General features: G+C 59.9%; 11 protein-coding genes and 1 tRNA gene. 6 read left to right on the top strand and 6 right to left on the bottom strand.

Annotated features, from left to right (window positions below):
- Window positions 1-17: 17 nt before the first annotated feature.
- The gene (locus J7367_RS07260) at window positions 18-1,283 is read right to left on the bottom strand and encodes a PAS domain-containing sensor histidine kinase (RefSeq protein ID WP_057661137.1); all 1,266 of its coding nucleotides are present in this window, start codon (window positions 1,281-1,283) and stop codon (window positions 18-20) included.
- Window positions 1,284-1,367: 84 nt separating this feature from the next.
- Between J7367_RS07260 and J7367_RS07255 the strand changes: the two genes are divergently transcribed.
- Both J7367_RS07255 and J7367_RS07250 read left to right on the top strand, forming a co-directional pair.
- Entirely contained in the window at window positions 1,368-1,736 is a 369-nt protein-coding gene (locus J7367_RS07255) for a response regulator (protein WP_057661183.1), read from the top strand.
- A 572-nt stretch (window positions 1,737-2,308) separates the two neighbouring features.
- Window positions 2,309-2,860 carry a CPBP family intramembrane glutamic endopeptidase gene (locus J7367_RS07250; RefSeq protein ID WP_057661184.1) on the top strand — a complete coding sequence of 184 codons (552 nt, stop codon included), beginning with the start codon at window positions 2,309-2,311 and terminating at the stop codon, window positions 2,858-2,860.
- 445 nt (window positions 2,861-3,305) lie between these two features.
- On the opposite strand, the gene J7367_RS07245 is transcribed toward J7367_RS07250, so the two are convergent.
- Complete coding sequence (locus J7367_RS07245) at window positions 3,306-3,701, bottom strand: H-NS family nucleoid-associated regulatory protein (RefSeq protein WP_007975745.1); 396 nt, start codon at window positions 3,699-3,701, stop codon at window positions 3,306-3,308.
- A 266-nt stretch (window positions 3,702-3,967) separates the two neighbouring features.
- Between J7367_RS07245 and J7367_RS07240 the strand changes: the two genes are divergently transcribed.
- Complete coding sequence (locus J7367_RS07240; protein WP_131438931.1) at window positions 3,968-4,231, top strand: hypothetical protein; 264 nt, start codon at window positions 3,968-3,970, stop codon at window positions 4,229-4,231.
- Here the strand turns inward: J7367_RS07240 and J7367_RS07235 are convergent.
- The 4 genes from J7367_RS07235 to J7367_RS07220 form a co-directional block, all read right to left on the bottom strand.
- A complete protein-coding gene (locus J7367_RS07235) occupies window positions 4,228-4,689 on the bottom strand; it encodes a hypothetical protein (RefSeq protein ID WP_139792767.1) in 462 nt (153 codons plus the stop codon). The two genes, J7367_RS07240 and J7367_RS07235, sit on opposite strands and share 4 nt — an antisense overlap.
- Before the next feature lie 71 nt (window positions 4,690-4,760).
- A complete protein-coding gene (locus tag J7367_RS07230; protein ID WP_057661139.1) occupies window positions 4,761-6,095 on the bottom strand; it encodes a site-specific integrase in 1,335 nt (444 codons plus the stop codon).
- 251 nt (window positions 6,096-6,346) lie between these two features.
- Window positions 6,347-6,420, bottom strand: a tRNA-Gly gene (locus tag J7367_RS07225).
- Between the two features lie 118 nt (window positions 6,421-6,538).
- Window positions 6,539-8,323 carry an autotransporter domain-containing esterase gene (locus J7367_RS07220; protein WP_014090904.1) on the bottom strand — a complete coding sequence of 595 codons (1,785 nt, stop codon included), beginning with the start codon at window positions 8,321-8,323 and terminating at the stop codon, window positions 6,539-6,541.
- Between the two features lie 187 nt (window positions 8,324-8,510).
- Between J7367_RS07220 and thiS the strand changes: the two genes are divergently transcribed.
- The 3 genes from thiS (at window position 8,511) to trmB (ending at window position 10,536) form a co-directional block, all read left to right on the top strand.
- Window positions 8,511-8,711 (top strand): sulfur carrier protein ThiS, encoded by a 201-nt coding sequence (thiS, locus tag J7367_RS07215; protein ID WP_022558627.1) that lies wholly within the window; start codon window positions 8,511-8,513, stop codon window positions 8,709-8,711.
- A 49-nt stretch (window positions 8,712-8,760) separates the two neighbouring features.
- Window positions 8,761-9,555, top strand: a complete 795-nt coding sequence (locus tag J7367_RS07210; RefSeq protein ID WP_007964565.1) for a thiazole synthase — start codon at window positions 8,761-8,763, stop codon at window positions 9,553-9,555.
- A gap of 222 nt (window positions 9,556-9,777) precedes the next feature.
- Window positions 9,778-10,536 carry a tRNA (guanosine(46)-N7)-methyltransferase TrmB gene (gene trmB, locus J7367_RS07205; protein WP_057661141.1) on the top strand — a complete coding sequence of 253 codons (759 nt, stop codon included), beginning with the start codon at window positions 9,778-9,780 and terminating at the stop codon, window positions 10,534-10,536.
- The last annotated feature ends 8 nt before the right edge of the window (window positions 10,537-10,544 follow it).

The raw sequence follows: 10,544 nt of genomic DNA, 5'->3' as shown, positions 1-10,544 counted from the left end.
GATTGTTCAGAGTTTCCCTAAGTGCAAGGCACGGCCAGAGTAAAGCAAGCTCCCTGCCCGGGCTTCGATTCCACCTCGATGAATCCGTTGGCACGACGGATAGTGCCGTAGACCTGAGAAAGGCCAAGTCCCGTGCCTTTTCCCGGAGGCTTGGTGGTGAAGTAGGCTTCGAACAGCCGCCCCAGCACCTCTGGCGCTATGCCTTGCCCCGTATCGTGAACCTTCACAAGCACATAGCGGCCAGGCGAGTGGGATGCGCCGTCGGGCACACGCCCGATGGAACAACTCTCCGTAGTAATGGTGATGTTGCCTGCATCGCCGCACGCATCCCGGGCATTGACCACTAGGTTCATGATGGCTCGTTCTAGGCTGTGCAGATCTACCATGGCCTGAGGGAGATTGGGCTCCGTATGAAAATCAAGCGTGATGCCCAGTCCGACAGCTTGGTTCAGTAGAGGCAGCATCCCCTGTACGACTCGGCCTATGTCGACATTCTCAGGCAGATAAGGATGGTGCCGGGCGAAGCCGAGCAGCCGCTGCGACATGGTCGCCCCTTGCTGCAACGCGCTTTCTGCCATCCCTAAGAGTCTGCGATTCTTATCGTCGATACCCTGGCTTAGAAGCACCATCTCCACCGCGCCGGATGCCGCCTGCAGCACATTGTTGAAGTCGTGCACCATCCCAGCCAACAGTTGACCAATCGCGTCCCCCTTCTGCGCCTGCTCCGCGACAGCCTCGGCCAGACGCTGGGCAGCCCTCGCGATGTTGAGCTCCCCCTCTAATTGCTGTGCCCGCTGGTTAGCATTGCCCAACTTCTCATCAATAGCATGGGCCAGCTCGGCGTGGACTAAGGCCAATTCAGGCTGACTACTCAGGCTGTCATTGAGCGTGCGTAGCGCCACTTCAGCCTGGCGGCGTTCCGTGACGTCTCGGTTAACGGCCAGGACGGCCTCGATTTCCCCGTCGACGTTGGTTAGCGGGCTAGTAGAAACTAGCCAGAAACGGCGCTCACCGCTGGGGGTTGTGCAGGCTGCATCGAACTGCCGCCGCTCCCCACGAGAAGCAGCTGAGATGGCCTCTTCAACGGTCTCGCGGACTTCTTCAGGCCATAGAGACGCCCATTGTTGCCCGAGCACGCGCTCGGCGTTTTCCGCAGCGATCCTTGCAACCCCGTGAGAGTTCACAAAGCGAACTCTTCCGTCCAGGTCAATTTCTTTGATGGAGTCCGGAGACAACTCGACGATCTGGCGATATCGGTCCGGGGAGGAAAGCGTATGATTCATTCAGCAAGGGCAGTTCGGCGATCACGCGCATTTTGCACCCTAGGGGCCAATGTGAGTAGCCTCACCCATAATCAGATGACCCAAATGGTTTCTCTTGCTGAATGCGTCATCCTAATCGTCGATGACGATGAGCTTACTCGTGAGTTAGCGAAATTGCTGCTGACCGAACACGGCTACTGCGTGGTGACCGCAGTCGATGCAAGCCAGGCACTTGAGCGGCTCGCTGCTCACCCCACGATAGGCTTGATTTTCACTGACTTGCAGATGCCGGGGGCCATGGACGGGAAGGAGATGCTCCATCACCTCCGGTTGGACGGATGCGACCTTCCTGCCATTCTTACCTCGGGCATTGGCTACATTCCTGGCGACTTGCCCAGTCGAACAAGGTTTCTGAGCAAGCCCTACAAACGCGCTCATCTGGTTAGCCACATTCAGGAATCGCTAGCGGCCTGATTTGACCTTAGGCGCGCTTATCCGTCTCCTCGGCTTACAACAAGGGCAGGACCATGGCAGGGCGACTCTAGCTTAGAGGGCCGAGGGCTCAAACTACCGACATTGAAAGATGCGATGTCGGCCAAGTCACGCGCACACTTCTGACGGCTGCAAGAAACGCGCAAGAACTTAGCAACGTGGGAGTCGTCATCGAGCAGACGGCTTTTTGGGGTAGCGGCATACGTAAAACGTGGCTCTCACCAACTCACAATCATCCAGAGCTTTGGATTTTTTTGCCAAGTTTTTTGACTAAAACATCAGTAGAGCACCGACATTTACAGATAGGTCTTGGCAAGAGGGGACTATGCCAAGAGCATCGAACGTGACCCTGCCTTCTGGCACGGTGCCACTCTTCAGCAGCCCGATACCATCGTGTGCCCACGACGAAATCGTTCGGCATGCCTCACTCTAATCACCCTGTTTCCCTTCCTCGCAACAGCTTTTCCAAGATGAGCCATCCGGTTAGCCGACTCGTGATGATCGGTGCAATCATGGCGCTCGCCTACTTTTCTTGGCTGCCCTTTCCTTGGCGGATGCCAGTCGTCGGTCTGATGGGCCTTGCGCTGGTATGGCTGGAGACCCGAGATCGACATGCTTGCGGCCTAGCATGGCGAGGGGTAGGCCCCACCCTCGGGTGGGCAGCACTGCTGGTGCTCTTCGTCACCGCAATCATCACACCGCTTTTCCAGCCGCTGATCGACTACCTGACAGGCACCAAGACCGATTACAGCGCCTACGGCGCGCTTCGCGACAACGCATCAGCAGCCATGCAGCTGATTGGGTATGCCTGGATCAGCGCCGCCGTTGGAGAGGAGCTTGTGTTTCGAGCGTTTCTGATGCACCAGCTTGAAGCGCTTTTTAACCGCGTTGGACTTGGCCGCATTGGAGCAGCCGTTGTCGGCGGCGTTGTGTTCGGCGTCATGCACGCAAGTCAAGGCGTTTCGGGAATTCTACTGACGGGCCTTGTTGGTGCAGGGTTTGGGTATGCATACCTGCGCTCAAACCGGAACCTGTGGGCGCTCATCTTGGCGCACGGGTTGGTGGATACATGGGGCGTCACGACACTCTACCTTGGGTGGTATTGAGCCTACTCCGGCTTACTTGGAGGGCGAGCCGGTCTCCCAGGAACAAGGGTTCAAGCTGCAATAATGGACATTCCCTTATTTACCGGAGTGGAGCCCCCAGCCCATTGGTGCCATTACTTGACGCATCAAGGTGACCGGGCAATCCTTGGCGCCACACTTCAACATTTCATCGCGTGGCGCAAAAACTGCAGGGCTGCACCCCCAGAACAGCCCTATCTTCAACATGTGGCATTCTGCGGACCCTGCGGTTTGAGCTTGGTCGTATCGCTTTAGGAAATCACTAAACGACCGGCTACCATGGTGCCTGCGAAGTGGTGCGCTGATGCAAAAAAAATTTTCTGCAGCCAAGCAGGCGTGATGTTAGTTGATCGCCGAAAAGAGCCACAGTTAAAGATGAGTGCCCGGAACGCTTTTCGAGCACTCATCGTCTTGGCTTTTGAGAGCATCAGCCCGGGAAAGCCGGAAACTTCTCATCCGGGTGCTTGGCTTTCCACTCCTTGTAAGACGCACTGCCCTGCCAGATGGTGAAGGCCTTAGGTGGACGGCCGCGCCCTGACCATGTCTCTTGGTTGTGGGGCAACCAATACTTGGGCGCTACTTCCTTTCTCGTAGAAGCAGCCTTCTTCGGCTTAGCCACATCAGCACCGATCAGCGCCGCAATCTCCGACTTCTGCTTTGCACTGAAATGCTCGGTGTATTGGTCGAGCAACTTGACGATCTCTGAATAGGCTTCAGATGATTGCTGCTGGCGTAGCTGAGCTTCCTGCTCTTCCAACTTCCGAATTTCTGCTGCCAATTTTTCCTTGGCAGCGGCAAGGGCACTCAGAGACGCGGTTCTCATTCGAAATTGATCCAGTCAATTGATTAGTAAATTATTCGCAAAAATTCGAGCCCAGTAAAGCCCTACTTTTCCGATCACCAAGCTTAACTTGCGTTCTCGATAACTGAAATTGTTACGCAAGCCTTACGCCGCTTGACGCTTTTTTTCTAGGCGAAATGACATTGCATTTCTGTCGCCACTGGAACATACATTATATATAACCAACGGCTTGACATGCTCCATCATTCGATTACAAAAAGCAAACCACCCTCATCGATACCATCCATATGAAAGTTGAACAATTTTGGAATAAGGCATTTCTTGCCGCGCTTACCCGCTTGCCTGCCGACGAAGCAAAGGCAGAAGCCGACAAAGCCACTGATCTATGCATTCAACATTGGCAGTCAAATTACCGCCATTTTGCTCCCCAATACCGGACACGCTGGCAAGACCAAAACATTGCAAGCGTCCCTGGCCCTTTGAAACCTTCGGTCCGACTAAGCGAGGAAGAGCCAGCAGAACCGGCAAGAGAGAAGAGCAAGGTCAACTAGGGCGACCGCCTCGGGGACTTTAGTTGGTTTGAGTCTTGTTTTGGTGAGGAGGCAGCCTTCTCATGTGCCAGAGGTAGAGCATCCTGGAGCAGAACCTTGACTCCACTCACATCGCCATGCTCAAAGCGAACGAATCCTACAGTCTCAGTTTCCAAACTTCCATGAACATACTTAACCAGCCGCCTTACTGTGGTTCCGGAGGATTCGTCATAAAACACGCTCACTGGATCGAAATCCTCAAACGCCGATTGGAACCAATTTTTTGTTACTTGCTCGACGGAAAAATGATTGTCATCCAACTCGAATTTTCTTGAAAGCTCGTCCAGACAATCGATAAAATCTCCGGCAACGGATTCGACATTCATTTGATTGTCATTTGTGATCGCGATCGCCCCAACCTCCTGCCCTTCTTCATCTTGGACGCAAAGCGCGACAGCGCTCGGTTTTTTCTGATCCATGTCCGCTCCTTGAAATAAGTTGATTCGCTGATTAACCCACGGGCAGAGGTTTGGCTCTTCCCCTATTCCGCCTACTTCGTCATATCCGCAAACAGCCAGGGAGTATAGGCAGGGAGAGAAACGGGAGGAGTGAACTTCGCAAGCGTGACCACCCGATCCGGGAGGGTCCGCCGGTCAATATAGAACTTCTCCAACACTCCCTGCCCCCGCGCATGACCTGTGATTGCCGCGATGGCTGAGGCCGATACACCCGCCTCATCCAAACGCGACGCGATGGTGTGGCGAAAGCCATGAAAGCCTTGCCCCTTCGCCATGATCCCTTGACGTTTAATGTAGACCGAAAACTGGCGACTCAACTGTCGACCAAAGCCCAGTCCGGTGCTATTGGGTAGATGCGGGAAGATTTGCGTGTGTCCCGCTTGGCGGACCTCGTCGATGTAGACCAGAAAACCGGCATCGATCACCGGATTGGCTAACGGCACAAAGCGACGACTGTTCTTGTTCTTGACGCTCTGCCCCTTTCCGCCTTGTCGCACGAAGAACCCTGGCACACCATCGATCGTGTCGATGTCCTCCACCCGAAGCTGCGCGATCTCGTTCACGCGCGCTCCTGAGTAGAGTCCAAGCATCGGACCAAACCACCTGTGCGGATACTTCTTGGCCCACGCAGGAAAGGCCACCGGATCGAAGATAGCCTTCAACTGGTCATCGGTGAAGGGCTCACCCGTGTCGTCTGCGTCAGGCGTCGAAATCGCCCGGATACCCGCCAACGGATTGCTCGACAAAAGCCCTGCCGAGACCAGCGACACGAAGAACACCGACAAGCGCTGCCGGTGCTTGGCAACGGTCCAGGCAGCAGGCTCTGGAACTTGATGGGCTCGGGCAAGCGCCACTACATCCATGACTGCAAGGCCCTTATATGGCTCGCGCTTGGTCGCATTCGACGGCCACCACCGCACGACATCGAAAAATGCCCGCACATGGTCTGCCTTCAACTCGGACACTGCCAAGTCTTGCCCCACCGCACCAGCAAACAAACGCAATGAGTGGCGGCTTTCAAGCACTGTCTTGCTGTGGAGCTTCGCGCGACCCAAGTCCCCCAAGTGATCCGCAATCGCTTTGGACAGCAGCGGGCCAGACGCCTTGGCCTTCCCCGTGCGCCAACCGCTTGGCTTGGCAGGTGCGGCAAGCCCGGTGGCAGGCTCACGCAACAACTCAGCAAACAGCGCTGCGTCCTCGGGCGTGTCGATCTGGGCCTTGCCCAGACGCGTGCCATTAGGCAGCGTCACATCGGTCAATGTGAGTTCGCGCAGCCCTTGTTCTCGGATGCGCCGCAGCACTTCGTCCAGATCCACCGGCTTCCCCTGCCTCAATGCTTTGAACGCGTTCGATAGTGCCATCCCCATGCAGGCAGACACCAGACGCGCAGTATCGCCGGGGCGAAGATGGAGAGGACGAACCAGAAAACGCGAGCCGACCTGTTCCCGCAAATCAACAGGAACCAAGAAGCGCACGTAGAGGCCTGACGGCCGATGCAGCAAGAGGGGCTTTGGCAAAACGATACCTCAAACGATACCTTGGGAGGTCGTTCAAGGCGGTCTTCAGTCAGGCGAAATAGTCAGCACAATCAGGAGCTTAGCGCTGAACTTCGCAAGACTGGAGCGGGCGATGGGAATCGAACCCACGTCAGTAGCTTGGGAAGCTACAGCTCTACCATTGAGCTACGCCCGCATGGCGCTGGCAGAGTTTATGCGGGTGCAGGTGTCCGGCGCAATGTGCGCCGATAAGACGAGGGCCGGTTGCCCGGCCCTCGTGTGTTGCGTGTGAGCCAACTGCGGCCTACCGCGCCTCAGAAGTTGCCGCTGAAGTTCACGAACAAGGTGGCATCGCGGGCGCTGCGCTGGGCCGTGGTGGTGCTCAGGCCGATGTTGCTCTGCAGGCCCCACAGCCCGGTACGGGCACCCAGCACGACGGTGGCGTAATTGCGATCGAAGTTCTGCCCCGGGACGGTGTACATGCCCACTTCCGGCATCGACTGCAGCCAGGCGCTGGCTTCGCCGCCGTCCTTGAACTCGTGGTCGTAGGTTGCCTGCAGGTACGGCTTGACCATGGCACCGTCCAGACGCACCTGGAAGCCGACTCGGCCGACCAGGGAATCGATGTCCTGGTTGGCGTAGCCCAGCGCGGTGGCGCTGTCGTTGCTTTCCGTATAGCCGTCGAGCTTGATCTTCTGCCAGGTCAGGCCGGCCACCGGGCCGTACTTGAGGTTGCCTTCGCCCAGCGAATACCCGGCGTTGAGGGCGGCGGTAAGGTTGCTGCCGTCGGGGGAGCCGCTGTGCACGCGGGTCGCTGGCCCAAGCTGGACTTCGCGGTCCACGTCGTAGCTCAGCCAGCTGTAGCTGACCTGGGCATTGACCCACACCGGGCCGGTATACCAGCCGAAGAAGCCGCCCAGCGTGGTGTCGTCCTGCTTGAAGCTGCCGTTGCGGTTGCCGAAGTCGGCGTCCATGCGGCCGAAACCGGCAAAGCCACCGAACACCAGGTCGCCTGCAGTCCAATCCACGCCGAACAAGCCGGCCGGCGCCATGCCGTCATACAGGTCGGCGTGGTCGTAGCGCTGCATGTCGCCACGCACGCTGCCCCACCAACGCATGCCATCGGCGTCCGGCTTGCCGTCCAGATGCCAGGCCACCTGGTCGGCGCGCGCGCGGCCGCCGGCCTGCGCCGAATGCGTCAGCACCTGCTGCAGACGCGGCGCTTCCAGCAACGAGATGGCGTATTCGCCCAGGATCTGGTGCACTGCCGTGGTCGGGTGAATGCCATCGGCGAACACATAGGTGTTCTGCGCATTGGCGGCGACCAGGCTGGTCGGGTTACAGGCAGGCAGCGGCACGGCCGGGTTGCAGGCGGTACTGGTGACATTGCTGAAGCCATAGGTGCCCGGGTTGGCGACGATTTCCTGCAGCATGTGGAAGGTGTCGACCGGAATCACGCGCAGGCCGGCGGACTGCAGGCCATTGAACAAGGCGGTGTTGTAGGCGGTGGCCGCAGCGGTGCCTTGCGCCATTCCCACGGCGCCGCCGGCGCGGAAGCGCGGGGTGAGGCCGACGTCCGGAATGGTCGGCACCATGACGTAACGCGCGCCGGCATTCTGCAAGGTGGCCACGGCACCGACCTGGGCGGTCACCGCGCTGCCGATGATGGCCTGCGCCTGTGCCGGGGCGAGCGACGCGGCGAGCAGGTCGTTGGCGCCGCCCCACACGGTGTACAGCGCATTGGGGTTGGCGCGGCCGCCATTGGCGGTGAGGTAGGTGTTGATCTGGCTGGTTACCGACGGTGCAGCGCCGAGCGCGCTGACCGAGCTGGCCTGGATGCGCGCACCGCCGGCAGCGTAGTTGTCGCCGGTCTGGCCGTTGCCGTTGGGCGCGGCATTGGTGCCGAAATGGTCGCCGACATATTCGGCCCACACCCAACCCGGGTTGGTGGTGAACTTGCCGGTGACCGCGCGCGAAGCGGCCGGCAGCAGCGGGTTGTAATAACCGCTGTCGGTGAGGCTGTCGCCGAAGAACACGGTCTGGTCGAAGGCCGACTCGGCCATGGCCGGGGCGGCCGCGATAGCGATGGCCATAGCCATCAGGGAGCGGATCGGGCGAAGTGTTGAAGCCATCGGAATGCCTGCTTGAGTGAGTGGGACCGGGCCGGCGTGCATACGTACGCTGGCGAATGGCACATGGTTTCACCCTCGCCGCCCGCGCTCACGCTGCATTGCCGCATAACGCAAAAACGCGCGCCGGAGTGGCACGCGATGCAACAATGATGACATGAACATCCAACTCAACGGCACTCCGCGCGCACTTCCGGACAACTTGCCGCTGGCCGCCCTGCTGGAGCAGGAAGGCCTAGCACAACGCCGCGTCGCGGTAGAGGTCAATGGCGAAATCGTGCCGCGCGGACGGCATGCAGAACATGCGTTACGCGAGGGCGATGTGGTGGAAATCGTGCACGCGCTGGGCGGCGGATGATGCGCCGCGCAGGCCGGCGCATCCGCGCCCGATCGGTGATAATTGCCGCATGACGAATCCCGCCCCCTCTGATGCGCTGGTCATCGCCGGCAAACACTACCGTTCGCGCCTGCTCACCGGCACCGGCAAGTTCAAGGATCTGGACGAAACCCGCCGGGCCACCGAAGCCGCCGCGGCCGAAATCGTCACCGTCGCCATTCGCCGGGTGAATATCGGCCAGGACCCCAACGCGCCCAACCTGCTGGATGTGCTGCCGCCGGAGCGTTACACGCTGCTGCCCAACACCGCCGGCTGCTACACCGCCGAAGACGCGGTGCGCACCTGCCGGCTGGCGCGCGAGCTGCTGGACGGCCACAACCTCACCAAGCTGGAAGTGCTCGGCGACGAGAAGACGCTGTACCCGGATGTGGTGCAGACGCTCAAGGCCGCCGAACAACTGGTCGCCGATGGGTTCGAGGTGATGGTCTACACCTCCGACGACCCGATCCTGGCCAGGCGCCTGGAAGACATCGGCTGCGTGGCGGTGATGCCGCTGGCCGCGCCGATCGGCTCGGGGCTGGGCATCCAGAACAAGTACAACCTGCTGGAAATCATCGAAAACGCCAAGGTGCCGATCATCGTCGACGCCGGCGTGGGCACCGCCTCGGATGCGGCGATCGCGATGGAACTGGGCTGCGATGGCGTGCTGATGAATACCGCCATTGCCGGTGCGCGCGACCCGATCCTGATGGCCAGCGCGATGCGCAAGGCGATCGAGGCCGGACGCGAGGCGTTTCTGGCCGGGCGGATTCCGCGCAAGCGCTACGCATCGGCGTCGAGCCCGGTGGATGGTGTGATTGGATGATGGGGTGGTCTGCTGGCGTCGTGCGTGCGACCGGCTGCATTAGGCAACCGCCAGGCAGTGGCCGCTCGACGATGGGCGTGATCGCATCCGGCGCCGCGTCGTCTTTCCCCTCGCACCAACCCCTCTTCTATTGGAAGAGGGGCTTTTCACCTTCTGCGTGGGCGCGCGATGTGGTTGTCGCGCACGCGCGAGGCCTTTGTTTGCTGACCTGACCGACCTTTCATGACCGACCCGTTTACCAGCGACGGCGCCAAGATGCCGCCCAAGCCTTTCACCATCGAAGAGGGGCGCCGCCAGGTGCGCAGCTTCGTGCTGCGCCAGGGCCGCTTCACGCCGGCGCAGCAACGTGCGTTCGATGCGCTATGGCCACGTTTCGGGCTGGATTACCTCGGTAAGCCGCGCGATCTGGCTGCCACCTTCGGACGCGATGCGCACAAGGTGCTGGAGATCGGCTTCGGTAATGGCGCTGCATTGCGCTTTGCCGCGCAACAGGACCCCAGCCGCGATTACATCGGCATCGAGGTGCATGCGCCCGGCGTGGGCCGCCTGCTCAACGCCCTGGATGAAGACGGCAGCACGCATGTGCGCCTGTATCACCACGATGCGGTGGAAGTGCTCGAACACGAGATCGCCGACGGTGCGCTGGACGAAGTACGCATCTATTTCCCCGATCCATGGCACAAGAAGCGGCACAACAAGCGCCGCCTGATCCAGCCGGCGTTCGCGCAGTTGCTGGTGCGCAAATTACGCGACGGCGGCCGCCTGCATGCGGCCACCGACTGGGCCGATTACGCCGAACAGATGTGGGACGTGCTCGATGCCACCCCGGGCCTGGTCAATCGCGCCGGCCCGCGCGGCCACGTCGAACGCCCCACCTGGCGCCCGCAAACTCACTTCGAGACGCGCGGCCAGAAGCTCGGCCACGGCGTGTGGGATTTGCTGTATGACCGGGATTCGGGAATCGGGATTGGGGATTCGTAACGGCGGCA

The organism is Xanthomonas sp. D-36-1, assembly GCF_017746155.1.
Lineage (GTDB): Bacteria > Pseudomonadota > Gammaproteobacteria > Xanthomonadales > Xanthomonadaceae > Xanthomonas > Xanthomonas cissicola.
The sequence above is the reverse complement of the archived record's forward strand: the minus strand, read 5'-3'. Positions and strand labels throughout refer to the sequence as shown.

Bases quoted from the DNA above. Each gene is read 5' to 3' on its own strand.
- J7367_RS07260 (WP_057661137.1), bottom strand. From the start codon at position 1,283: ATGAATCATACGCTTTCCTCCCCGGACCGATATCGCCAGATCGTCGAG.
- J7367_RS07255 (WP_057661183.1), top strand. From the start codon at position 1,368: ATGGTTTCTCTTGCTGAATGCGTCATCCTAATCGTCGATGACGATGAG.
- J7367_RS07250 (WP_057661184.1), top strand. From the start codon at position 2,309: ATGCCAGTCGTCGGTCTGATGGGCCTTGCGCTGGTATGGCTGGAGACC.
- J7367_RS07245 (WP_007975745.1), bottom strand. From the start codon at position 3,701: ATGAGAACCGCGTCTCTGAGTGCCCTTGCCGCTGCCAAGGAAAAATTG.
- J7367_RS07240 (WP_131438931.1), top strand. From the start codon at position 3,968: ATGAAAGTTGAACAATTTTGGAATAAGGCATTTCTTGCCGCGCTTACC.
- J7367_RS07235 (WP_139792767.1), bottom strand. From the start codon at position 4,689: ATGGATCAGAAAAAACCGAGCGCTGTCGCGCTTTGCGTCCAAGATGAA.
- J7367_RS07230 (WP_057661139.1), bottom strand. From the start codon at position 6,095: ATGGGGATGGCACTATCGAACGCGTTCAAAGCATTGAGGCAGGGGAAG.
- J7367_RS07220 (WP_014090904.1), bottom strand. From the start codon at position 8,323: ATGGCTATGGCCATCGCTATCGCGGCCGCCCCGGCCATGGCCGAGTCG.
- thiS (WP_022558627.1), top strand. From the start codon at position 8,511: ATGAACATCCAACTCAACGGCACTCCGCGCGCACTTCCGGACAACTTG.
- J7367_RS07210 (WP_007964565.1), top strand. From the start codon at position 8,761: ATGACGAATCCCGCCCCCTCTGATGCGCTGGTCATCGCCGGCAAACAC.
- trmB (WP_057661141.1), top strand. From the start codon at position 9,778: ATGACCGACCCGTTTACCAGCGACGGCGCCAAGATGCCGCCCAAGCCT.